Genomic DNA, 22,700 nt, shown 5'->3' on the forward strand with positions numbered 1-22,700 from the left:
GTCAGTCTCTTGACTTTTTCATAATAGGAGCGGCAGCAGCATGCCGAAGGCAAACAACGCCGCCCCGGCAATCATCACTTGCCGGCAGCCGACTGCATCGGCGAGCCGTCCGGCAATCAGGGACGGCACGATGGCGGCCAGGGTGAAAACGGTGACCGTCAAACCGCCGAGCAGCGGGGAGCGGCCCAATTGTTCCATGTAAACCGGCAGCGCGGCCTGGAGGGCGTCGACCGAACCGGTTACGGCCAGCGAGATGAAGATGATGTTGATGAAAGTCGGCGTCCAGATGCCCGGCTTGTCTAGAGAGGCGGCGGTATTGCCATCCATTTTCAGATCCTTTCGTTTTCATGCCGTTAAAAAAAACGTGCGCCGCTCCGCTGGACTTACGCCGGAAGGCAACACGCTTCGCATAAAAAACAAAAAGCGCAAATCCAATCTGGACTTACGCTTGGCGCTGCTCGATATACATTGTTACCATACCATTCCCGCCGGTTTTTTCAAGTCGGTTTGGCGGTTTTTTGGCAACTGTGGCATGCGTTTCGGATCGGGACTTGTACAAATTCTCCCGGCGGTGTATTTTATATCGGTTTACAAAAGAAAATCGGCAGCATGAACAACACATCGGCAAATGCGGAACGCCTGACGGCGGCTTGTGTCCTGAGCATCATCGGCGGCTTTCTGGATATTTACACCTACCTTTACCGGGGAAAGGTATTTGCCAATGCGGTGACCGGCAATATGGTGCTTTGCGGTTTTCACCTGGCTCATCTGGAGTGGCGACAGAGCGTAAAATACCTGTTCGCCATCTTCTTCTACGCGCTGGGAATTTTTATCGCCGAAATCGTCCACCGCAAGCTGCCGGCTTTCCGGAAAATCACCTGGCACCAATGCGTGATCCTGCTGGAACTGCTGTGCCTGGCTCCGGTCTGTTTCGTTCCATACGGTGAGTTCGACTTCATCGTCAATGCGTTGATCTCCTTTGTCTGTGCGCTGCAGGTGCAGACTTTCCGGCGGGTGCGCGGTTTGCCGTTCGCCTCGACGATGTGTACCGGCAATCTCCGCAGTGGGACGGAAGCGTTGTTTCTCGGTTGGGTCGGCCGGGATCCGGGGGAATGGCGCAAAGCGCTGCATTATTACGGGGTGATCGTCTGTTTCATTTTCGGCGCCGTTGCCGGAGCGGTTCTGCTCCATTGCTGGGGACGGTATGTCTTCCTGCTGGTGCCGGCCGGTTTATGCGCGGTCTTTGGACTGATCACCACCCGGCGGGAACTTGCTTCCTGGCGGCGTTCGTTTCGCAAGCTGAGGCGGTTTCATGCCTGAACGTTGCGATAGCCCCGGTCCGGGTTTTCCGTTTCCCGCCCGGCCAGCGGCCTTCACCGGATTCAGCCGATTGTTCCCGCAGCGGTATGGATTCCTCGTCCGCTTCGTCTGCCGGGTAGAGGATGCCGAGCCGGGAAATGAACACCTCTTTTTTTTTAGCCTGAATATTGCGTAAATTTTCAAAAACAAAGAGGCAGATTCTCGACTAACGTATTATATTGTAATATCTTACATCACAATATAACGCCGAGGTCTGCCAATGACAAAATGTAATGTTTCGATTCCGGTCTTTCAAGGTCCGAAAAGCAGAAAAATTGAATTCAATTTCGCCGGTGGAGATATCAGCAGTGACGGCGGGTTGCTTTTTGTGAAAGAATTCGACCGCAAACTCGGTTTGACCCGGCGCGCCGGTAACCTGCTGGATTCTTTTGATATTCGACAGCCCGGAAAAGTTGAACATTCCTATCTGAGCATGCTTCGTCAACGAGTTTTTGGTTTGGTTGCCGGCCATGAAGATCTCAATGACCATCATGAATTGCGAACTGATCCGCTGATTCAAACTGTTGTCGGTCGTGATCGTCAACTCGCCACTCCAAGCACTTTATGTCGATTCGAAAATGGAATCGATCGTCGTGCTTGCGTAGATTTGAGCCGATTGTTTGTCGAATTCTTTATCGAAAGTTTTTCCACGCCGCCTCGAGAATTGATTCTTGATTTCGATGCTACCGATGACCTCACTTACGGGATGCAGGAAAATCGCTTTTTTCATGGCTATTATGACCACTATTGCTTTTTGCCGTTGTATGTTTTCTGCGGGGATCAATTGCTTGTGGCTTATTTGCGTCCATCAAAAATTGATGCGGCCAAGCATGCTTGGGCGATTCTCTCGCTACTGGTAAAGCGCTTTCGGCAGAAATGGCCGAAGGTTAAGATTATTTTCCGGGGAGACAGTGGCTTTTGTCGGCAGAAAATGCTGAACTGGTGTGATAAAAATGAGGTCAAATATATTGTCGGATTGGCGAAAAATCCACGTTTGCTGGAATTATCAAAAGATCTTCAAGTGAAAGCGGAAGCACTTTACAACGAAACACATGAAAAAGCAAAACTGTTTACTCAGTTCGAATATGCGGCAGGAACTTGGAAATACCCGCGCCGGGTGATTGCCAAAGCGGAATTCAACTCCCCCGGACCGAATAATCGTTTTATCGTCACCAATCTTGATGATGATGGACAATATCTTTATGAAAAAGTCTATTGCGCCCGAGGTGAGATGGAAAACAGGATCAAGGAACAGCAGCTGGATCTTTTCGCTGATCGGACGAGCTGCCATGACTTTGCGGCAAATCAATTCCGGCTTCTGCTTTCAAGTTTGGCTTATATTCTCATGGAACGGTTTCGGGCATTGTTGTTGACAGGAACTCAATTTGCCGAGGCTACCTGCGGCAGCATTCGCTTATACCTGGTGAAAATCGGTGCCATTATTCGGCGGAATACCAGAAAAATTTATGTTGCTCTTTCAAGTGCTTGTCCAAATCAGGAACTCCTCCGCTTGATCGCTGCGAAAATCATCGCTTGGGAATAAAACCTTGGAGAGCTGTCCCCGGCTCGCCGAACAACAACGGGGGAAAGGGGGAATATGCTCAATTTGCAAAAAAACGACAATATCCGACTCTGAAAATAAAAACTTCCGAATCTTCTGAACATTTCTCGACGATTCGAAAGTTTCATGCAACATTCAGGTTAGGCAATCATTGACGGCCAAATCGGCGGCTGGTTGAATGCGGCGTCTGTCCGGACCTTCCGTTGGCCGCTGCCGGGACTTTCCGGGAAAGGAGGTTCGAGGATTTCGATTTGTTGTGCTCCAGCTTGCCGGAGCGGAAAAGGCCGAGGTCCTGATCAATGCCGTTCCGGAAGCGGTGAGCCGCAATCCGGCGTGCTGCGGTTGCGGATGAAGCTCTTTAGAAATTGCAGGATTGCGCCACCGGGCAACTGCGGTGGTGACGTTCCAGACAGGCCCTGAAATGCTCGAAGATGGCTTCCACCGCCAGTTTTTGACAAACCAGATCCTGCCGCCGGGAAGGGGCTTCGCGCCAGGCCAGCGGTTCCCGCTGGATGTGACGGTGGTTTTCCACGGCGAGTTCGGCGAAAGTTTCATCCATCAAAGCGGCGAAGGGGGCCAGATCCCAGATCGACAGCATTTTCCCTTCCGGCGGCAGATAACCGAACGAAAAGGTATATTGGCGCCGGTAGCGATTCAGCAGGAATTCTCCCAATTCTCCGGTATCGCGCAGCAACGCCGTCGCCCGGTCGAGGCATAATGTCAAATTCTGCGCCACTCCCAGGCAGGGGAACAGACGCAGCGGCACATCGGCGTTGAAGACGACCGTCGAGGCCAGCAAATCCTGTTCCAGGTTGAATTCGGCCGGCGGCTGGCGATAGGAATGGCTGCCCAGCCAACTGACGCAGAGACGGTCGGCGATGTCCGGCGCCAGCAGCAGCGCCGCCGCGATATTGGTCAGCGCGGCGATCGCCACGATATGGAGCGGTTGTTCCGGCGTATGCTGCCGGGCCAGTTCGATCAGATGGCTGGTCGCCTGGGTCGGCTCCGAAGAACGGTTGTCCAGAAAATCGGTCGCTCCGTAGAAAACCGGCACCTTCATTGCCGGGAAGAAATGGAGGATCCGGCGGATTTCCCAGTAGCTGTTGAACATGCCCTCGGCCGGCGAATTGACCCGGCAGTGCAGGAACGGCGCCGCGTAAACAGCCAGCACGTTGAGCCGTTCCGGCGCCAGCAGGGCATAACTGATGGCGAACTGATCGTCCGTTTCATTGGCGGCGTCGGTATCGATGATGATATCGACCGGTCTTTTATCTGCTGTAGCCATAGTCGTCATTCCAGAATGTCGCAACTGATGTTTTCCGCTTCGAAGAGATATTTGCCGTTGCCCAGCGCGCGGGTATGGCCGGACGTGGAGTGCAACGGCCCGATTTCCCCGGCAATTTCCACTTCCGCCCGGTTCCAGCCGGCCTCGACTCCGGCAATCAGCAGCCGGTAATTGCCGTTGCCGTCGGTCAGGCAGCGGGCCCGCACCAGACCATCGGCCGTCGTCACCTTCACCGCCGGTCCAGCCTGGTTCGAGAGGATGAAATCCTGCAGCGATTTGAGCCGGTCGCCAACCCGGCACACTTCCGGCCAGCGCCGGTCGAATTGACCTTCCTCCGGCCCTTTGTAGAGATCGAAATAGGAGTACAGGATGAATCCCTTGGCGTTGTAGATGGCCTGCAGGATGCAGTTGGCCAGCATTTCGTGTTCGGTCGGATAACGGAACTTCTCCTGAAATACGCTCAGGTCGTTGGCCGCTTCGGCGTCGTAGTGGCCGATGTTGTGTGCCTGCGGCACCGCCCAGTAGGCGGTCGCAATCCGGTCGGTCTGGCGTCCCATCTGGTCGACGATGACCATATCCCGCCGGTCTTTGCTGTAGATCGGGTAGGGATCGACGCCGAGCACGTCCAACGACGGCAGGTAATACGGCAGATCGCTGCGCTGGAAGAAAACCGCCCAGGTCGGATGATTGGGGTCGAGCTCATTGATCAGCCGGCGGCGTTTGATCAGCGCCGGCAACTGTTCGCGCGCTGATTCGTCGCAGATGTACCAGGCGAGCAGAGCCGGATGCGTTTTCAGCCGGCCGACGAGATGGCGGACCAGGTTTTCATCGCCTTCGATGCCGTTCCAGCTGATCAGCGACGCGGCCGAAACGCCCGGCGGATAGAGGTCTTTGAGCGAAAAAATCACTTTGAGGTTCAACGCGTCGGCATGATCCATGATCGCATCGATTTCCTCGAAGGAACTTTTGTCCAGAATGGCATACGGCATCACCGTGTTGAACGGGCCTTCGGCGATCAAATCCAGATCCCAGTCGACGACGCCGAGCAGGTAGAGGCCAAGCGGCATGAACGGTTCGCCGTCGACGACGGCCCGGCCGTATTCGTCGATGAAGCAACTGCTGCCTTCCGGCGACCCGGCGGCGGAGATTGTCACCGGCAGCTGGCGTTCGGCCACCGCCGGATTGTCCGGGGTTTGCAGTACGACCGACAAGTTGGCGTCGCCTTCCGGCAAGCGGCCGAAAACGGCTTTGATCCGTTGGTTCTCGACCGGGACCTGCCGTTCGGCGAGCACTTGATCACCGGCTTTCAGCGTCAATCGCGCCGTCAGCGGCACTTCGCTGCCGCTATCGTCGGCCGGTACGAACTGGCCGAAGAAATAGCTGTTCAATTCGATTTTACCGTCCCGGCTGCTGATCGACTCATGGGTCGGCCAGGCCTGACTGACCAGCCATTCCGGCTGGTCTTCCTCCATGAAAATATCGTCGAACCAGACCGTGCCGGTCGCCTCCGGCCGCAGGTAAACCGTCAACACATAATTGCAGTCCGCCGGATCTTCGCCCTGGGTGATGAAGGACGCTTCGATCGGCTGCCAATCGGTTTGACCGCCCCGGACTTCATTGGCGTAAATGCCATACAGATATTTACCGTCCTGCGAGACTTCGACGCAGACGCTGGCGGTGCCTTCCAAATCCACCGGCCTGACCCAGCCGCCGAAATGATATTTGACGCCGGGCTGCGGCTTCGGCAATTCGGTCCGCACCAGGGTGCGGTGATAGTCTTCCGGTTTCAGCCGGGTGTATTTCAGACCGCTGGTCTGGTTGCGGCCGCCGCCGCGTTCCACTTTGATCTGCTCGCCGTCGACGGCGCTCCATGGCGCGCTGCCGTTTTCAAAGGAACCGTTGCGGACCAGATTGTCGGCGACAACGCCCTGGCTGCCGAGCCACAGGACCAGAAAGGAAAATAAAATTGTTTTATGGTAGTTCATGCGATTTGATCCGTAATTTTTTCCGTTTGGGGTTGAATTCTGACAAACGTTTCGACCACTGCCGCTCCTCAAGCCGCCACTCCGGCCCGTCAATGATTTAAGTATACTGCATTTCACTGGCAAAGACAATAGCATAAGGCTTGATAATCTGGTCTTAATATAGCACAAAAAGACTTTTCTGTTTGCAGGCGCCGGAATCGTCCGGCGAATGGAAGAAAAACTACCGCATTCATGTTAAGAAAGATAATGCCGGAACGGCCCGGTTTTCCGGCCGGAGAACGGCAGAAATCATTGGGATATTTTCGCTTGTTCACTAGCACTAAAATCGAAGCTGCCGCCGGTTGCGGCCGCCGTGAAATTACCGTTCCGCCGCCCGGTGCGGCGGAACGGCTGGGGATTGGAACGAGCCGGGAGTGCGGCAAAAAGTTACAAAAACGATTTGACTTTATTCGCCTGGAAGAATAGAATACTTTTCGAGGAAAGTCAATGGCATAATGCCCGGCTTTACTAAGGTTAATTCAGCACAGAACGATTTTCGGGTGGTTGATTATGGGCAATGTTTCGAATTTTCCCATTTTTTCCCAGGCATCGTATTTCAAGGATTCCAAAAACGTTCAGTTCCACTCCCATCCGGCGACGGAGCTGATTTATCTGGTGCGCGGTGAGTGCGAAGTGACGCTCAACAATAAAAATGTGCTGGCGACTCCCGGTACGCTGCTGATCATCTCACCGGAAACCGAGCACAACCAGATCAACCACGGACATGTGGAGACGCTGTTTGTCGTCTTTTCGGTCGAGCCGTCCTTCTTCGATTCGTCCACCCGGGTGCTTCAGGTGGAAAAAGACCGCTGGATCGTTCATCTGGTCCACGATATTTGTGAATTGAGCATTCAGACCAACTATGACCTCTGCGACGGCCTGATTTATTCGCTGATCAAGCGGATCAAGCAGTTTGAAAAGGAACAGGCGGACAGCCAGGACCTCCACCCGGCGCTGCAGAAGGCGCTCGAATATATCGAAAGGAATTTTGCCCGGAATTTCGAGTTGAGCGATGTCGCCCGCCATGCCAATGTCAGCCAGAGCCATTTGAAAACGCTGTTCGTTCGCCGTTTCGGGCATTCGCCGCTGCTGTTCATCCAGAATTTCCGCATGGCCCATGCCCGGCAGTTGCTGCTCAACAGTTATCTGGCGGTCTCCGATGTGGCGGCGGCCTGCGGTTACAACGATCCGAACTATTTTTCGCGGGCTTTCCGCAAAATTCATCACTGCACCCCTTCGCGCTACCGGTTGATCGTCGAGGAACGCAAGGAGCATGCCAACGATTTCATCCGGTTGTAAGTCGATGCTCGCCTGGGTTCACGGCCGCGCAGGGAAATCATTTCACTGCCGAAATAAAAAAATCGACAGCCGCCAGGTGGCACGGCTGCCGATCGGTTCGGTTCCGGTCTCCTCTTGACTCTTCCAATTCTGTCCGGTCCCCAACCGTAAAATATAATGAACTGCCGGTTACGGCTCCTCTTATCCAGTGTCGGCATATTCCACCGGCCGTCAGCGGTCGGCAAGGACTCCTCTTGGGAGGGGGCACCGTTTTGCCCGGCCTGCCGACCATTCGTCCCGCTTCCTTGACGAATGATAGATCCCCAGTCAGGTTTTCCCGCCCGCTTGTAGCCATTTCGATGGCGATAAGTCGCGGAACGAAGGAAACATTCCCAATTGCGGATCGCTGTTACAGTTCTCCGGCCCAACACCGCCGCAGCGGTCGGCTGCCGGAGCTTTCTGTAATGCTAGTTTCTTCCACCGGAATGATAGCCGGTTTCATGCCAGAAAAAAATTATTTATGATATCTTCTTGACCATAAAACGTTTAATATGCGATCTGTCCGATGGGGCCGGAGGACGGGAAAAGTAAAAATATTTTTAAGAAAAAAGCGCAATTATCAATTTAATTTGTTTATGACCCGGCTTTTGTTTTTATTGTAAAGAAAAGTTGATATTTTAATTTTTTTTGATCCTTTTTTTCGGTACTCCGCCCGGGATTGCCGTCATTTTTTCCGGAACCGGGCGGATTTTTGTAACGGCTTGGCACCAAGTGCCGCCAAAATTATTTTCATTTTTTTTAGAGTAAAACGGTGGATTTTTTATATAAAAAAATGGTTTCCATGATATGTTTTGACAGTACATGGGCAATCGGGTGAAATGGATGAAGAAAAAAACGTTGCTGCGGCTTCTGGTGCTGCTGGGATTCGCATTCCCGGTGACGGTGATTTTGCTGCATGTTTTTCTGCGCTGTTATTTCATCGCCGAGGAACGCCGGGAAGTGCGGCGGACCTGGGCGCAATTGAAAACGTCCGGTTTTGTTTGCTCCGGGCGGGAAATGGCTGCGCGCCACCCGGCGGCGGAACCGGCGGAGGCCGCCGCATTTATGACTCTGCTGCGGCAAACCGCTGATCTGAACTCGAAATGGTCGGGGAAGGCGGCGGTACAGTCTCCGGAGACGCGGGCCGAACTGGACGCGCTGATGGCTGTCTGGCAGCCTTATTTGGCGGCGGAACGTTTGCCGCTGGTTTCCGATTTCCGGCAGGGACCGGCTCAACTGCCTTGGCCGGAATTGTCCGGATGTGAAAATTTTTCCTCCTTGCTTCTGAGATTGGCCCGGCAATGTTCGGCCGCGGGACGGAGCTGCGAACTTCCGGAAATTTGGCGGCAGCATAACCGGTTGGTCCGGCTGGTTGCCGGCTATCCTTTTTTGGACAGCGTGGCACATGCCCGGCGGCTGGACCTGGCGGCGGCGACACTGCTGTCACCATTGGTGGTGTCCGCCGGACGTGGTGACGTCCCGGATGAAGCGCTGCGGCAACTGGCTGCTGAGCGGCAGGCTGTCGAGATGGCGTTGTTTCAGGCCTTTGTGCGCGGGTTGCAGGAGGAAGCCTACGGGTTGGAGAACGGTTGCTGGCGGGAACAGTATTGCCAGGGACTCTCCTATCGCAACGAGGCCGACTGGAACCGCCTGGTTCATCGTTATGCCAGAGTGCTCGAAGATTTGTACCGGGAGACCGTAAATAATTGCAACGGCACGCTGTGGCCGTCCATTTATCTGCCGCCGCCGCTGCTGGAACGGCGAAGTACCCTGCTGGAATACGCCAGAGCCATGGTTCATTTCCGCGCGGTCAACCGGGGGATTCGTTATTGGCTGGCATTGGAATGTTTCCGCCGTCGGCATGGCCGGCTGCCGGTGCAGCTGGACGAACTGGTGCCGGAATTTCTGGCTGAATTGCCCGAGGATCCCTATAGCGGCCGGCCGTTCGGTTACCGGTTTCCGGCAGGAACGGTGTTCAGTATCGGCTATGATCGCATCGCGGCGGATGGGGCCGGAGATGACCTGGTTTTTCCGCTGACGACGGCCGCCGGCGGAAAAGAGGCCGGGGAGGGGGAGCCGGAGCAATAGATAGGGGAGACTCCTGGAATTTTTTTGCCTTGACGGCCGCCATATTGTTACTGGTCCTCGGGGGCGCGGTGAGTTGGATGCCGGAAGATGCTTTGCTCAATTACTGGGCGTTGCTGATCATGGCCGTGGCGCTCTGGCTGCAACCGGGAATTTTCAGCCGGGCTGCCGCTGTTTTGATAGGGGGCCCGGGCTTGGCGGTGTTCTGGGGATGGCGGAATGGCTGTCCGCCGCATTATCCTCTCTCGATTCCGTTGGGATTCGGCGGCCTCGCGGTCGTATTCATCTACGGCCTGGCGTTGGGACAGGCTTTCCGGTGCTGCGGGCGGAGGCATGACCGTGGCGTTTTATTGTTTGCTGCCGGGCTTTTCCTGATTTTTTCGATTGGATTGAGATTTGAAATGATGCGTTGGAAAATATGGGACGATTTTTTCCTGTCCCGCTGCTGGCTGTGCGGCGGTTTTCTCTATCTGTTGCCGGTCGGGTATCTGGTCGGACGGGTTGGTTTCCTGCTGATGAAGAGACCGTGGATGAAGTCGCTGGCGTGGAAAGGAGGGTGGAGAATACTGGCTTGCATAACTGTTTGCTGGCTGTTGGCGGATTTGTACGGCTCCGGGTGGAATGAATTGTACTGCTTCTGGTTCAGTCCGATGCTGTTGACGGTACTGTTGATTACTTCTCCCCGCCGCCGTCTTTGGCGTCGTTTGCTTCGCTGGCGGAAAAGAATGCCGGGCAGAGGGAGACGAGGAAGAATGGTTTCATGAAGAAAAAATTCCCGCGAAACGCGACTCCGGGCCGGGCGGTCATGAGTGATTCCTGGAATTTTTTATTGGCGATGGAAATGTGCCGAATTCGTCTGATCCTGTTTCACGCCATGTGCGGATTTTTTTACATAAACGGCTTGTGCCGGCCGCCCCTTTCCTATTTCAAACAGTTGCTATGGTAAAAAGGAATGAGGTAGCGGTTATGAAATGAAAGAGGCTGATTCTCAAAGATGTGATACTGTAAAATAAGACATCGGCTCTGACGGACAGAGTCATGCAGACAGTTAAAACATCACAAAAGGAGACATCAGCCATGAGAAAATGTAGCACGGTATCGTTCGAAGGTCAAGTGATATTTGTCGGAATTGATGTGCACAAGGAAAGTTGGGTGGTGAATTTGCGGCATTGCCACCGTGAACTGGACAAGTTCAGCATGAATCCGAGCCCTGAGATGTTGGCGAAGTATCTGAAGATGAACTATCCGGGCGCCGAGTACCGGAGCGTTTACGAGGCAGGATTCAGCGGATTCTGGGCGCACCGGCGATTGTGTGAGCTCGGGATTGAGAATATCGTAATCAACCCGGCGGACGTGCCGACCAGCGGCAAGGAGCGCGACCGCAAGAACGATGCGGTGGACAGCCGAAAATTGGCGCGGGAACTGGAGAACCGGACATTGGAAGGGATCTATATTCCGCCTGAAGATAATTTGGAATTGAGAAACCTGGTCAGACGTGAAACGAAACTGACCGGCAATATAACCAGGGTCAAAAACCGGATCAAAGGACACCTGAATTTTATGGGGTTGAAGTTTGGAAGTTGGTCTGGAAGTTCTTTGAAAATGATGTATGCGGACGCGGCAAAGCGTTACGATTATGCCTTGCAGAGCATGTTGCGGGAACTGCGTTTTCTCAGAGAAGAGAAACTGCATGTGATCCGCGATGAACGGCGGTGTCTGAAGCGTTTGAAGCGCGACAAAGTACAGAAGCATCTACAGAGTATACCTGGCGTCGGGTTTCATACGGCGGTGATGCTGCAGGCCGAATTGTGGGACTTGCTGCGCTTTGAAGACAAGGATTCGCTGAGCTCGTATGTGGGATTCGCACCGAGGTTGGTCGGCAGCGGCGAACACGAGGCCGTCAAATCCGCCGGGAATCGCAAGAAAAAGCAACTGCATGCCATCCTGATCCAGTCGGCGTGGAGGTCGGTGTCGTACAATCTGGAGATTCGGGCCAGATATGGAGCCTTGCTTCATAAGGGGGCCAGTCCACAACGGGCTATTTCGATCATCGGCAAGAAATTGCTCTATGCGCTTCGGGCCGTGTGGCTCCAGGAACGTGATTACATGGTATCCGCAAGTGAATAAGATTTAAGTAGTTTCGGAGATTCTGTTTGCTGTGACTGTGAAATTCGGTTCTTTTTAACACGTCGTTCGTTTGCTCCTTGATCCGAGGGGATCATGTAAAACAGTTTGCGAGTGCTATTTCAGAGTGGAACAGCAAAATGCGAAACCTTGAATTCATTCAAGAGTTGTCGTCAATAATAGTGTCCGATTTTTGCCCGAACCGCAACCAGAAGATAATCTTTAATTGGAAGACTGTAAAAATATTTACAGATGGAAGTCCTCTGCCCTTTGAGGCGGAGTTTCGCAAATAACAACAAATAACAGGAAAAATACAAACAAAGAAAGAGTCAGTCTCTTGACTTTTTCATAATGGGAGCTTGAAAGGCGGCCGGCTCAAAAACTCCGGCCGCTTTTCAACCGTGCGGTTACCGGGCCGCTTCCTTCCCCTTGGCTTCGAGCCCTTTGGTGTAGGCGGCAATCTGGTCGGTGAGTTTTTTGACCGATTCGCCCAGCTTTTTGGCCTCGTCTTTCAACTTGGTCGATTCATCGCTGAGTATTTCCGTCAGCGGAATGTCCTTGATCTTGGCCGCCAACTTGTCAAGTTCGGCTTTCTTGGCTTCCAGTGCCTTCTGGCATGCTTCAATTTGCGCTTTGATTTGCGCTTCGTTCAGCTTCGGCAGCTCGGCTTCGATTTGTGCCACCGTTTTGGTTTCATCGACTTTGGCATTGTCGCCGCAGCCGGTCAATACTCCGGCCGCCATTACGGCCGCCGCCATCCAGACAAAAAAACCTTTCATAATAGAATCATCCTCTCGCTATGAATCAGGTTTATTTTAGAACACAGCCGGCGGACATTGCCGCCGGCTGAACGACATCCGGAACCCGACCGGTTTCAAACCTCTTCCGGCACCGCCGCCTTTGCCTCGATGGCTTCCAGTTCCTTCAGCGACGGTTTGCGGTGGTGATCCTGTACCCGGTCAATATATTTATCGACTTGGACTTCCACTTTGTGGATCGCTTCGTCGACGACTTTATACATATCGTACCCCATCGCCGTGCTCTGGACATCGAATCCTTTGATGTTGACGGTAATTTCCGCCATACACCGGGATTTTTCCAAGGCCAGCACCACGCGCACCGTCGATACTTTCAAAGTGGAATCCGCGAATAACGAATTGAGCTGCTCCTCAATGCGCTGCTTCATTGGCTCGCTGACTTCGAAATGCCGACCGCTGATAATAATTTGCATAGCTCTGCTCCTTTGTTTTGGGGTCGCTTGTTACATGGTGAACCGCGGTCCGAGGTATACCTCCCGCGCCTTGTCATCGTTTACCAGAAAATCACTGTCTCCTTCCAGCATGATTTCACCGCAGCTCATCAGATAAGCGCGGTCCACCACCGACAACGTTTCCCGCACGTTGTGGTCGGTGATCAAGATTCCCAGGTTTTTCCGCTGCAGTTGGCCGATGATCTGCTGCACGTCGTACACCGCAATCGGATCGACGCCGCTGAACGGTTCGTCGAGCAGGATGAAGGCCGGATTGGTCACCAGCGCCCGGGTGATTTCCAGCCGCCGGCGCTCGCCGCCGGAGAGCGTCATCGCTTTCTGCCTGGCCAGCCGGGTCAATTCCAGCTCTTCCAGCAGTTGTTCCAGCCGCTCTTTGCGTTCCTTGCGTGAAATCGCCAGCGTTTCGAGAATTGCCATGATGTTCTGTTCGACGGTGAGTTTGCGGAAGATGGAGGGTTCCTGGGCCAGGTAGCCCATCCCCAACCGTGCCCGCAGGTACATCGGCATATGGGTGATATCGATGCCGCGAAAAGTGATTTGTCCTTCGTTGGGACGAATCAGACCCATGATCATATAAAAACTGGTCGTTTTTCCCGCGCCGTTCGGCCCCAGCAGGCCGACCACTTCACCGGCTTTCACATGCATCGATACGCCGTTTACCACCCGACGTCCGCGATAGGCTTTTACCAGATTTTCCGCTTTGATCAGATAATCCTGATTTTTTTCAACTTCCATACTCACCCTTCTTCATCTCACTCCAAGGCTTACTATATACCGCCCGGAGTCGACGGCAAGCTGCTTTTTCATTTTTTCATTGAAAAAGTAACCGCACATATTGTTATAGACTTGTGCCTGTGTTCGAAAGTTCCCGATTAAAATTCCTTCAGCGACGCCGGATCGACGTTCCGCAGTTCGGTGTCGAGTATCTGCATACGCCCGGAGTCGACGTCCATGATGATTTCCCGGCCGGTTTGCACCGTCTTGCCGTATTCCAGCGTCGGCAGTTTCGCCTCGCTGCCGGTGATGTTGACCTGGCGGCTGGTGACATCGTAAACCGCTTTTTCCCCGGTGGCCTGCTGCAGCACGCCATTGAGAGTCCGGCCGATGTGGACATTTTTCCGGGCGATGATCTGTTTCAGCTCTTTGCCGGCTCCGATGCTGATCTGCTGCGGTTCGCCGCCGTTGTCCCAGATATCGAAGTTTTCATCGTCCTCGTCGAGCGGCGCAGCGGCGGCGGACACCTCCGCCGCCAGGATGGTCAGCTCATCGCTGGTCAGTTTGTTGCCGGCCTCGTCGAACACCAGGACATTGCCGAGGAAGTCCGCCCGGTTGTCGGCCGGTTGGATCGAGCCGTGGTCGGCGTGCAGTTCGCCGCCGCTGCCGCCGGTGAACTGCAGCCCGAGTTCGTCGAAGGCCGCATTGCCGGTTTCCGGCGACTCATCCCGGGCCACCAGTTTGATATTGCCGTCGCAGAGAATTTGATACAATTCGGTGCCGCCCTGGCTGGTCAGTGCGCTGCCGGCGGCATTTTCCCGGAACAGCAGCGTCAGCATGTCGCAATTGAGATCGGCCCGCGGATCGTGCGCCTTGACATTGCCGTCGCAGACGATTTTGTTGACCGTCTTGCGGCCGCCGGTGAACATCGCGGCCGGATCTGCGGCCGGTTCGACCGCGGCCGGCTGCACATCGTCCAGCAGATAAATTTTCAGATTGTCGGCAGTCAGGTTCAACTGCGGGTCGGTGATTTTGACGCTGCCGGCGAAACTCAGCACATTGTCGCCGAAATTCAGGTCGGTGTAATCCGATTTGACGATCGTTCTGGCCGGCTCGGCACTCTGAAAGACGCCGTTGCGCAGGGATTCCAGAATGATCTTGCTGTCGCGGTCGACGATCAGCCGTTCCTCATCCAGCAGGATGGCCACCTCGCGGCCGCTGATGGAATCACGGCCGCGGATGATCAGCGGATTGCCGTCGGAGAGGATGATTTTGCTTTCCTTGTAATGATAGACCGCTTTGCCGGCGGAGGCCTTTTCGGTTTCCGTCCCGTTGGCGGCGTCTTTGCGCTGGACGACGACATCGCCGAGACAGACGATTTCAGTCACTTCCTTGCCGCCGCCCGGCACCAGGGCGGTATCCATGCCGGGCAGCAGCGCCGGCGCACCGGTTGGCTCAACCGGTGCCGCCACCGGCGGTTCGCCCGGCAGATCGGACAGTTGAATGGTCATCGTGTTGCATTCGACGTTGACGGTCGGGTCGACGATCCGGACGTTGCCGGAAAAGGTGCCGAGATTGCCGGCATAGTCGAATTGCATCCGGTCCGAATGGACGACGGTCGGCTGATCGGCCTTGACGCCTTCGCGGGGCAGGTGCATCGACAGTACGCAGTCGCCGGCCAGGTCGACCAGATTGGTGTTGCGGTTGAAACGGATGGTCCGGCCGCTCAGCCGGTCGCTGCCGCGTTCCAGGGTCGGCAGGCCGCCGGAGAGGGTGATTGTGCCGTCGGCAACCGTGTAGTCCGCGTAGTTGGCGCGGGCGGTCTGATTGCCGTCGGCCTGTTCCGCTTCGGGCAGTTTGCGGGTGATCATCACGTCGTCAAAACATTCGATCCGGTCGACGGTTTTGGCGCCGCCACCGAAAAATTCGCCGCTTGGCGAATCATCCGCCGGCAGCGGCGCGTTACCCGGCTGATCGACCAGATGAAACAGCATTTTGTGACAGGTGATCAGCGCATTCGGGTCGGAAATCGTCACATTGCCGGTCAGCGTCGCCAGGTTGGCGCCGGCGTCGAGATCCATCTCCTCCGAGGTGACGAGGGTCGGCTCGGCGGTCGTTTGGCCGTCCTGCTGAGGCAGGCGGGCCAGCAAACGGCATTGGCCGGACACATTGATCCGGTTGTCCTTCTGGTGGAGGACGATCCGCTGGCCGCCGATCCGGTCGCTGCCGCGCTGTATTGTCGGGTTTTCTTCGGTCAGCGTGATCACTTCGTTGACCACGTCGTAGAGTGCCCGGCCGGCGGTGGCCTGCTGGTCGCCGAACGCGGCGTCTTCTTCATTCAAATGGCGGGTGATGATGACGTTGCCGAGACATTCGATACTCGATATGCCGTTGATGGCGCCGAGAGCCTCCGCTTCGTCCGCCGGCGGCGTTGCCGCCTGATCGTCGCTGAGCGTCAATTTCAATTGATCGCAGTTGATCCGGCCGCGTTCGTCGTCGACGCGGATATTGCCGGTCAGCGTCACCAGTTTCGCCTCGAAGTCGATGAACATCTTGTCCGCCCAGACTTTGACCGGCTTGTCGGCCGGCGGTTGGTCGGCGGCGAGACTTTCCAGGGAAAAGGCCGGCCGGATCTGGATTTTGACGTTGTCCTGAATCAGCAGCGTGCGCTTCGAGTAATCGGCGACGAAACCGATGCCGTCCAGATCCAGCATCGGCGAACGAAACAGAACCGGCTCTTCGCTGGAGGCGGTCATCGCCAATCGATTGATCTCGGCGGCGTTTGCCGAAATGATGCCTTCGCTGTGCAGATGCTTCTTCCAGTAGTCGAAGACCGTTTCGGCCGGCGCATACAACGGGTAAATGTGGCGGCGGTCGGATTGATAGGTCACGTCATCGACATCGACGCCTTTGCGGACGATATCGATGATCGGTTCCGACGCCAGCACCGACTGGCCGTGCATCGCCAGTTCGCTGCCGAAAACGAGGAATTGCAAACGGTTCTCATGGTAAATCGGCATCCGGGCCTCGCTGGCCCTGGCATTGCGCAATTCATCCGCCATCTCGCCTTTGCGGGGGGCGGCCGTCACGGCAAGGCTCCCCAGCACCAGCAGCGCGGCGATGCCGGAAAAAGTTGAAAATTTCACGATAAATAGCGCTCCATCAGTTTGTCCCATGCCTGCTGCCGCCGCAACAGTTCGTCGATCACTTCCCGGACCGCGCCGCGGCCGCCGGGCAGCCGGGTGCGCCAGGCGGCGGCGCGATCCATATAATCCGGGGCGTCCGCCACGGTGACGGCGATCCCGGCCCGGCGCATCACCGGCAGGTCGACGACGTCGTCGCCGATGTAGAGGCACTCTTCCGGTTTCAGTTGCTGCTCCGTCAGCAACTTTTCGAAAGCCTGGCGTTTGTCTTTTTCGCCTTCGTAGAGAAAGGCGAAGCCCAGCTCGGCGGCCCGCTGGCGGTTGGCTTCGGCCCGGCGGCCGGACAGGGCGCCGACTTTCAAGCCGGCCCGTTGCGCCAGTTTGATGCCGTGTCCGTCGCGGACGTGGAAAAATTTAATTTCCCTTTCGCCGTCATAGCCGATCCGGCCGTCGGTCAGGATGCCGTCGATATCCAGGACGATCGCTTTGATTCGGTCAAATTGTTCTTGTGAGATCATAGATGCGTTTTACTTCCGTTAAAATTTGCCGCGCCGAGCGGAAATCCAGCGAGTTCGGGCCGTCCGACCAGGCCTGGTCGGGACACGGGTGCACTTCGGCGAACAATGCGTCAATGCCGACTGCCGCCGCCGCCCGCGCCAGCGGCCGGATGAATTCGCGCTGCCCGCCGGAGGCATTGCCGAGGCCGCCGGGCAGTTGAACCGAGTGGGTGGCATCGAATACCACCGGGACGCCGAAACCGCGCATGATCGGCAGCGAACGCAGGTCGACGACCAGGTTGTGATAACCGAAAGAGCTGCCGCGCTCGGTGAGCAGTACCTGCCGGTTGCCGGTCGCATAAACTTTTTCCATCGCGCCGCGCATATCTTCCGGCGCCATGAATTGTCCCTTTTTGATGTTGACCGCCCGTCCGGTTTCTCCGGCGGCGGCCAGCAGGTCGGTCTGCCGGCAGAGGAAGGCCGGAATCTGCAGAATATCGGCCACTTCCGCCGCGGCCGCCGCTTCACAGCATTCGTGAATGTCGGTGACCACCGGCAGGTGATAACGCGACTTCACTTCCTGGAGCATTGCCAGCCCTTTGACCAAACCCGGCCCGCGCCGGGAACTGCCGCTGGAACGGTTCGCCTTGTCGAAAGAGGCTTTGAAGACATATTGAATGTCCAGCTCCCCGCACAATTCGCGCAGGAACGCGGCGACTTCGCAGCACAGCTCCAGGCTTTCGGCCATGCAGGGGCCGCCGAACAGCGTCAGACGCTGGCCGCCGATCGTGAAATATCCCGGCAATGACAACGTGGCGTTCATCGGTTCGCCTCCAGCCTCTGCTGCTTCATCAGCGCTTCCGCCGCGGCCAGGTCGGCTGGCGTATCCACGCCGATGCTGGAGAGACGGCTGAGCAGAACTTGAATGGGGATGCCATTCTCCAGGGCCCGGAGCTGTTCGAGTTTTTCGCAATTTTCCAGCGGGGACGGCGGCAGGGCGACGAAACGCGCCAGAGTACGGCGCCGATAGGCGTAGATTCCCCAGTGCTGGTAGAGCGGCATCTCGGTACCGCCGTCGCGCAGGAAGGGAATCGGCGCCCGGCTGAAATAGAGTGCCTGGCCGTCGGCGCCGCGAACGACTTTGACGATATTGGAATCCGCCAGGCGGGCCCGCGGCGCCGGCACCGCCACCGTTGCCATCGGACAATCCGGACGATTTTGCATCAATTCGATCAATGCGTCGATGACCGAAGTCGGCAGCAGCGGCTCGTCGCCCTGAAGGTTGATGACGATGTCGCCCGGCAGCCCCTGGATGGCCTCGAAAATCCGGTCGGTGCCGGACGGGTGGTCGGGGGAGGTCATCACCGCCCGGCCGCCGAACGATTCGACTTTGGTTTTGATCAGTTCATGGTCGGTGGCGACGACAACCAGGTCGGCCCGGCTGGCCTGCGCCTTTTCGTAAACATGTTGAATCATCGGTTTGCCGCACAGTTCGGCGAGCGCTTTGCCGGGAAACCTGGTACTGGCATAACGGGCCGGGATGACGGCGATTACTGGGTCGTTCATCGAAAAATCCTTCGCAAGTTATTGGGCCGGCCGCTGTTGCTCGATGGTGTCGGCCTGCTGAATGATTTGTTTCATAAAAGCAGCGGGATCCAGCGTGCGCGGCTCCCCGTAAGGCCGGTTGGCTTTCAATCGGTTGAACACCTGGTTCATGAATTGCAAATCCTCTCTCAACAACTGGAATTGCTCGGTGGTCAATTGCTTGTTGTTGGTGCGGAGAAAGACCGCCAGCCGGTCGAGATTGTCGGACAACAACTGCATTTCGCCGGCGACCTGTTTGCCGTTCGGCTGAACGTTGGCGATATTGTTGCGCAACGAGTCGAACAACGTCAGCGTCTGCTGGCGCAAGACCTGATGCGCCCAGACTTGGTCCGAACGCAGATGCAGCGGAATGGCCACCGCCAGCATGATTTCCAACGCGACCAGTCCGATGAAGATGATGACGGCCGAAGCGGCGACATAATCTTTTTTGAACTTGGCGGAATACAGTTTCTTCAGTTTCAAAATATCCTCAGCCTTACAAAGTCGATATGTATGTTCCGGCGGGGAATCCTGCTCCGACGCCGGAGGACGCGGCAACCCCGTTCAATAACTTACTATCTGTTTGGGATTTTTGCAAAGAGCCGGCGGGGTGAATCCGTAAAAAACCGTCGCGGACTGGGCGGCGCTCCGTTGGGGGAAGGGCAAAAAATCGGCTTTTTTGAGTGGCCCCCATTGCTTTTTTTACATTTTTCCAGTATAATATATGCTGGGGAAGAGGAACAAGAGAGGCGTGAAAGAGTAATGACTGAAACTTTGGAAATAGAAGTATGGCTGAACTTATCAACAAGTTGCCGGGCGGCACGGAAACGATTCTGATTGTCGACGACCATGAAACGATTTGGGATTTTCTGATCGAGGCGTTGCAGGAGTTGGGCTATTCGGTGCTGCTGGCGGAAAATGGATTGGATGCGGTTGAGATTTACCGGGGGAATCCGGATGAAATCGATCTGGTGCTGCTGGATATGGTGATGCCCAAGGCCGGCGGCCATCAGACGTTTTACCGGATCAAGGAGATCGATCCGGACGCCAATATTCTGTTGTCCAGCGGTTTTGTTTCCGAAGATGAAGTTCAGGATCTGTTGAAGCAGGGGGCCAACGGCTTTTTGCCGAAGCCGCACCGGTTGCCGGCGGTCGCCGCGGCGATTCGCCGCATCCTCGACCAGAGCCGCAAACCGCACGCCAGGGCTTCTGCCGCCGCTACCATGGAATAACCGGTTTCTTTCCCGGTCGTCCGGCTCCTTTTGCCGCTTTGCTGAACCGCTCCGGCCATCAGGCGTTTTCCTCTTCTTCTCCGCTGCCGTAGCCATAGCCGTATCCGTAACCATAGCTGTAATAATATTTGTTGAACTTGTCGCTGACATTGGTGATGACGCCGCCGAGGAATTTGTTCTTGAGCACTCCCATTTGCACCATGACCCGGGAGAGGTGGTCGCGCCGGGTACGGCCGGCTTGGGCGGCGATGATGACGCCGTCGACCAGGTTGGCCAGAATCATCGCGTCGGCCATGCCCTGAATCGGCGGAGAATCCAGCAGAATATAATCGTACTGCTGTTTCAACTCGGCGAGCAGCGCGGCGAAACGTTCGCTGTTCAACAGCTGGGTCGGCGCCGGCGGGATGACGCCGTGGTGAATGATATCGACGTGCGGAAAGACATCTTTTTCGACGAATTCGGCGAGGTCGTCGCCCGGTTTGCGGTTGAAAATGCAGTCGACCAGGCCGTTTTTGCAATTGAGATTCAGCTTGTTCTTGAGGGAAGGCTTGCGCAGGTCGCAGTCGACGACCAGCACCCGCTGGTTGTCTTCGCCGAGCACTTTGGCCAGCAACAGGATCGAAGTCGATTTGCCGACGCCCGGGATATCGCTGGTGATTTGAATGAGCCGCGGCGGATGATCGGCGTTCAAATAGCAGATGGTGGTTTTGATGATCCGATAGTTGTCCAGCATGGCGGTCAACAGCCGGGAACTGCCGTCGAGGTCGCGTTCCGCCAGCCGGACGGCCAGGTTGTCGACCGTCGGGATGATGCCGAGCGGCAGCAGTTCGATCTCCTGCAGGTCGTCCGGCGCTTTGATGGTCATATCCAGATATTCTTTCAGCCAGATGACCCCGAAACCGATCAGAGCGCCGAAAAATGCGCCGAGTCCCAGTCCGAGCGGCCAGCGCGGCGTATAAGGCGTCAGGGGGCGGGTGGCATCGTCGATCTTTTCGGCGAAATAGACGCTCATCAGGTCTTTCTGAACGGCGGTGAAGGCGACCATTGCCGCTTCCGCCGCGGCGTAAGCCAGCTCCCGGTCGGGCGAAGTTACTTCCAGCGTCATGATGCAGGACTGCCGGTCGGCCTGGGTTTTGAGATCGTAATGATAAGGCGGCCGGAAGCCCCGGGCCGCCAGGTCTGCCTGAATCATTTTTTTGACTTTGTCGCTGTTGATGATCTTGCGGTAGTCGCCGATCAGCCGTTGGCCGATGTTCATCGACTGGGCGATGATATTGTTGTAGAGCATGACCGCTTTGGCCTGATTTTCCGGATTGTCGTCCTGCGCTTCGGCGACGGCTTTGCCCAGCGACTGGTTCCAGGTGAAAAATGACAGCATGGAGCGATAGCGCGGCGTGATCAGCGCGCAGACCAGCGCCGATATGGCGATTCCGGCCAGAATGAAGAGCAGCAGATACCGCCAGTGGCGGCGGCTCAGCCGCCAGGCGAAATTCAGTTGACTGACCCAGGGTGTTTCCGACAATGTCATGCTTTCACTCCATGGTGCGGGTTGATATTTTCCTTAGCGAACGGCCTGTTCCTGTGCCCAGCGGTTCAGCCGGTCGGCGGTAAAGGCGGTCAACTGCTGCAGTTCCTGCTTGCCGTTGCCTTCGACCCGGACCGGCGCGCCGAATTCGAAATAGATCTGCCGGTCGCGATGGATCGGCCCGAAGTCGCGCAGGTATTTGCCGTTGCCGATGAAATCGGTTTTCAGCGCAAAAGGGACGATCTCGACGCCGGCGGCTTTGGCCAGCTTCACGCCGATGGAATTGAAGCTGTCGGCATTGAAGTCGGTGCTGCGGGTGGCCTGGGGAAACAGGATGATCGACCGGCCGGACTGCAGCAGTTGCTTGCCTTGTTTCAGCACCGCTTTCAAATCTTCGCGCGGATTGGACCGGCCGACCGGAATGGCGGCCAGCGACTGCATGATCCAGCCGAAGAACGGCACTTTCAAAAGAGATTGCTTGATGACGAAGGTAAAGTCCAGATGCGGCCGGACGATAGCGTGGAATACGGCGGTTTCCAGCATGCTCATATGGGTGCCCATCAGAATGACCGGCCGGCCTTCCAGTTGCCGCAGATGGTCGAGGCCCCGCAGGTGGATGATGCCGCCGCAGGCTTCGACGAGCCGGATATTGCCGTTGGAATAATGAATTTGCCGCTCGGCGGTCAGGTGGCCGCGCCTGGCGCAGCAGCCGGTCTGGCAGAAAATCCAGAAATTGCGGAGATAAAAATGAAAACGGTTGCCGAGCAGCAACCGGTCTTCCCAGGAGCGGCGGCCGGGTGGAGTATCGTAAGTGTCGCCCTCGAACAAATTATTCGGACAGCTCATAAATCGACCATTCCATCAAAAAATTACAGTTAAAGCAATTGAAAGTACAGGACGTTTAGTATACAGCGCCGGACCGCTTTTTTCAATTGAGTGATCGGTGTTTATGGAGATAATTTGTCCGACCGGCGGTTTTT

The 22,700-nt window shown here is 56.0% G+C and carries 21 protein-coding genes; 8 read left to right on the top strand and 13 right to left on the bottom strand.

The window, feature by feature from the left end:
* Positions 1-18: 18 nt before the first annotated feature.
* On the bottom strand, positions 19-327 hold the full coding sequence (locus HWX74_RS09945; RefSeq protein WP_176013390.1) for an MFS transporter: 309 nt from the start codon (positions 325-327) through the stop codon (positions 19-21).
* Between the two features lie 282 nt (positions 328-609).
* Between HWX74_RS09945 and HWX74_RS09950 the strand changes: the two genes are divergently transcribed.
* Positions 610-1,320 (top strand): YoaK family protein, encoded by a 711-nt coding sequence (locus tag HWX74_RS09950; RefSeq protein ID WP_176013391.1) that lies wholly within the window; start codon positions 610-612, stop codon positions 1,318-1,320.
* 259 nt (positions 1,321-1,579) lie between these two features.
* Entirely contained in the window at positions 1,580-2,902 is a 1,323-nt protein-coding gene (locus HWX74_RS09955; RefSeq protein WP_176012100.1) for an IS1380 family transposase, read from the top strand.
* 376 nt (positions 2,903-3,278) lie between these two features.
* Here the strand turns inward: HWX74_RS09955 and HWX74_RS09960 are convergent, their stop codons facing one another.
* Positions 3,279-4,205, bottom strand: coding sequence for a nucleoside hydrolase (locus HWX74_RS09960; RefSeq protein WP_176013392.1), 927 nt, complete (start codon positions 4,203-4,205; stop codon positions 3,279-3,281).
* Positions 4,206-4,210: 5 nt separating this feature from the next.
* Positions 4,211-6,190 (bottom strand): carbohydrate binding domain-containing protein, encoded by a 1,980-nt coding sequence (locus HWX74_RS09965; protein ID WP_176013393.1) that lies wholly within the window; start codon positions 6,188-6,190, stop codon positions 4,211-4,213.
* Positions 6,191-6,421: 231 nt separating this feature from the next.
* Between HWX74_RS09965 and HWX74_RS09970 the strand changes: the two genes are divergently transcribed.
* From HWX74_RS09970 to HWX74_RS09990, 5 genes are all read left to right on the top strand, one after another.
* Complete coding sequence (locus HWX74_RS09970) at positions 6,422-6,655, top strand: hypothetical protein (RefSeq protein ID WP_176013394.1); 234 nt, start codon at positions 6,422-6,424, stop codon at positions 6,653-6,655.
* An 84-nt stretch (positions 6,656-6,739) separates the two neighbouring features.
* Positions 6,740-7,528 carry an AraC family transcriptional regulator gene (locus HWX74_RS09975; RefSeq protein WP_176013395.1) on the top strand — a complete coding sequence of 263 codons (789 nt, stop codon included), beginning with the start codon at positions 6,740-6,742 and terminating at the stop codon, positions 7,526-7,528.
* Positions 7,529-8,389: 861 nt separating this feature from the next.
* A complete protein-coding gene (locus HWX74_RS09980; protein ID WP_176013396.1) occupies positions 8,390-9,634 on the top strand; it encodes a hypothetical protein in 1,245 nt (414 codons plus the stop codon).
* A gap of 77 nt (positions 9,635-9,711) precedes the next feature.
* Positions 9,712-10,395: a hypothetical protein gene (locus HWX74_RS09985; protein WP_176013397.1), complete on the top strand. Its 684-nt coding sequence runs from the start codon at positions 9,712-9,714 to the stop codon at positions 10,393-10,395.
* Positions 10,396-10,708: 313 nt separating this feature from the next.
* Positions 10,709-11,758, top strand: coding sequence for an IS110 family transposase (locus tag HWX74_RS09990; protein ID WP_176011898.1), 1,050 nt, complete (start codon positions 10,709-10,711; stop codon positions 11,756-11,758).
* A 404-nt stretch (positions 11,759-12,162) separates the two neighbouring features.
* Here HWX74_RS09990 and HWX74_RS09995 read toward each other — a convergent pair whose 3' ends face one another.
* The 8 genes from HWX74_RS09995 to HWX74_RS10030 all read right to left on the bottom strand — a co-directional run bounded on the left by HWX74_RS09995 (position 12,163) and on the right by HWX74_RS10030 (position 19,446).
* Positions 12,163-12,534 (bottom strand): hypothetical protein, encoded by a 372-nt coding sequence (locus HWX74_RS09995; protein WP_176013398.1) that lies wholly within the window; start codon positions 12,532-12,534, stop codon positions 12,163-12,165.
* Between the two features lie 95 nt (positions 12,535-12,629).
* Positions 12,630-12,986 carry a ribosome-associated translation inhibitor RaiA gene (gene raiA, locus HWX74_RS10000; protein ID WP_176013399.1) on the bottom strand — a complete coding sequence of 119 codons (357 nt, stop codon included), beginning with the start codon at positions 12,984-12,986 and terminating at the stop codon, positions 12,630-12,632.
* A gap of 30 nt (positions 12,987-13,016) precedes the next feature.
* The gene (lptB, locus tag HWX74_RS10005) at positions 13,017-13,760 is read right to left on the bottom strand and encodes an LPS export ABC transporter ATP-binding protein (RefSeq protein WP_176013400.1); all 744 of its coding nucleotides are present in this window, start codon (positions 13,758-13,760) and stop codon (positions 13,017-13,019) included.
* 137 nt (positions 13,761-13,897) lie between these two features.
* Positions 13,898-16,885 carry an LptA/OstA family protein gene (locus HWX74_RS10010; protein ID WP_176013401.1) on the bottom strand — a complete coding sequence of 996 codons (2,988 nt, stop codon included), beginning with the start codon at positions 16,883-16,885 and terminating at the stop codon, positions 13,898-13,900.
* Positions 16,882-17,400 (bottom strand): HAD family hydrolase, encoded by a 519-nt coding sequence (locus HWX74_RS10015; protein WP_176013402.1) that lies wholly within the window; start codon positions 17,398-17,400, stop codon positions 16,882-16,884. Before HWX74_RS10015 ends, HWX74_RS10010 begins: the two co-directional genes overlap by 4 nt.
* Positions 17,378-18,202 (bottom strand): 3-deoxy-8-phosphooctulonate synthase, encoded by an 825-nt coding sequence (gene kdsA / locus HWX74_RS10020; RefSeq protein WP_176013403.1) that lies wholly within the window; start codon positions 18,200-18,202, stop codon positions 17,378-17,380. The genes HWX74_RS10015 and kdsA overlap by 23 nt, the downstream gene beginning before the upstream one ends.
* Entirely contained in the window at positions 18,199-18,945 is a 747-nt protein-coding gene (gene kdsB / locus HWX74_RS10025; protein ID WP_176013404.1) for a 3-deoxy-manno-octulosonate cytidylyltransferase, read from the bottom strand. Before kdsB ends, kdsA begins: the two co-directional genes overlap by 4 nt.
* 18 nt (positions 18,946-18,963) lie before the next feature.
* Positions 18,964-19,446, bottom strand: a complete 483-nt coding sequence (locus tag HWX74_RS10030; RefSeq protein ID WP_176013405.1) for a hypothetical protein — start codon at positions 19,444-19,446, stop codon at positions 18,964-18,966.
* Between the two features lie 305 nt (positions 19,447-19,751).
* Between HWX74_RS10030 and HWX74_RS10035 the strand changes: the two genes are divergently transcribed.
* Positions 19,752-20,195 carry a response regulator gene (locus HWX74_RS10035; protein WP_176013406.1) on the top strand — a complete coding sequence of 148 codons (444 nt, stop codon included), beginning with the start codon at positions 19,752-19,754 and terminating at the stop codon, positions 20,193-20,195.
* Between the two features lie 58 nt (positions 20,196-20,253).
* Here HWX74_RS10035 and HWX74_RS10040 read toward each other — a convergent pair whose 3' ends face one another.
* The gene (locus HWX74_RS10040) at positions 20,254-21,723 is read right to left on the bottom strand and encodes a polysaccharide biosynthesis tyrosine autokinase (protein ID WP_176013407.1); all 1,470 of its coding nucleotides are present in this window, start codon (positions 21,721-21,723) and stop codon (positions 20,254-20,256) included.
* A gap of 33 nt (positions 21,724-21,756) precedes the next feature.
* Entirely contained in the window at positions 21,757-22,566 is an 810-nt protein-coding gene (locus HWX74_RS10045; RefSeq protein ID WP_176013408.1) for a 1-acyl-sn-glycerol-3-phosphate acyltransferase, read from the bottom strand.
* Between the last annotated feature and the right edge of the window lie 134 nt (positions 22,567-22,700).

Source organism: Victivallis sp. Marseille-Q1083 (assembly GCF_903645315.1).
Classification (GTDB): Bacteria; Verrucomicrobiota; Lentisphaeria; order Victivallales; family Victivallaceae; genus UMGS1518.

Excerpts from the sequence above, each read along its gene's own strand:
- HWX74_RS09945 (WP_176013390.1), bottom strand. The coding sequence starts at position 327 with ATGGATGGCAATACCGCCGCCTCTCTAGACAAGCCGGGCATCTGGACG.
- HWX74_RS09950 (WP_176013391.1), top strand. The coding sequence starts at position 610 with ATGAACAACACATCGGCAAATGCGGAACGCCTGACGGCGGCTTGTGTC.
- HWX74_RS09955 (WP_176012100.1), top strand. The coding sequence starts at position 1,580 with ATGACAAAATGTAATGTTTCGATTCCGGTCTTTCAAGGTCCGAAAAGC.
- HWX74_RS09960 (WP_176013392.1), bottom strand. The coding sequence starts at position 4,205 with ATGGCTACAGCAGATAAAAGACCGGTCGATATCATCATCGATACCGAC.
- HWX74_RS09965 (WP_176013393.1), bottom strand. The coding sequence starts at position 6,190 with ATGAACTACCATAAAACAATTTTATTTTCCTTTCTGGTCCTGTGGCTC.
- HWX74_RS09970 (WP_176013394.1), top strand. The coding sequence starts at position 6,422 with ATGTTAAGAAAGATAATGCCGGAACGGCCCGGTTTTCCGGCCGGAGAA.
- HWX74_RS09975 (WP_176013395.1), top strand. The coding sequence starts at position 6,740 with ATGGGCAATGTTTCGAATTTTCCCATTTTTTCCCAGGCATCGTATTTC.
- HWX74_RS09980 (WP_176013396.1), top strand. The coding sequence starts at position 8,390 with ATGAAGAAAAAAACGTTGCTGCGGCTTCTGGTGCTGCTGGGATTCGCA.
- HWX74_RS09985 (WP_176013397.1), top strand. The coding sequence starts at position 9,712 with ATGCCGGAAGATGCTTTGCTCAATTACTGGGCGTTGCTGATCATGGCC.
- HWX74_RS09990 (WP_176011898.1), top strand. The coding sequence starts at position 10,709 with ATGAGAAAATGTAGCACGGTATCGTTCGAAGGTCAAGTGATATTTGTC.
- HWX74_RS09995 (WP_176013398.1), bottom strand. The coding sequence starts at position 12,534 with ATGAAAGGTTTTTTTGTCTGGATGGCGGCGGCCGTAATGGCGGCCGGA.
- raiA (WP_176013399.1), bottom strand. The coding sequence starts at position 12,986 with ATGCAAATTATTATCAGCGGTCGGCATTTCGAAGTCAGCGAGCCAATG.
- lptB (WP_176013400.1), bottom strand. The coding sequence starts at position 13,760 with ATGGAAGTTGAAAAAAATCAGGATTATCTGATCAAAGCGGAAAATCTG.
- HWX74_RS10015 (WP_176013402.1), bottom strand. The coding sequence starts at position 17,400 with ATGATCTCACAAGAACAATTTGACCGAATCAAAGCGATCGTCCTGGAT.
- kdsA (WP_176013403.1), bottom strand. The coding sequence starts at position 18,202 with ATGAACGCCACGTTGTCATTGCCGGGATATTTCACGATCGGCGGCCAG.
- kdsB (WP_176013404.1), bottom strand. The coding sequence starts at position 18,945 with ATGAACGACCCAGTAATCGCCGTCATCCCGGCCCGTTATGCCAGTACC.
- HWX74_RS10035 (WP_176013406.1), top strand. The coding sequence starts at position 19,752 with ATGGCTGAACTTATCAACAAGTTGCCGGGCGGCACGGAAACGATTCTG.
- HWX74_RS10040 (WP_176013407.1), bottom strand. The coding sequence starts at position 21,723 with ATGACATTGTCGGAAACACCCTGGGTCAGTCAACTGAATTTCGCCTGG.
- HWX74_RS10045 (WP_176013408.1), bottom strand. The coding sequence starts at position 22,566 with ATGAGCTGTCCGAATAATTTGTTCGAGGGCGACACTTACGATACTCCA.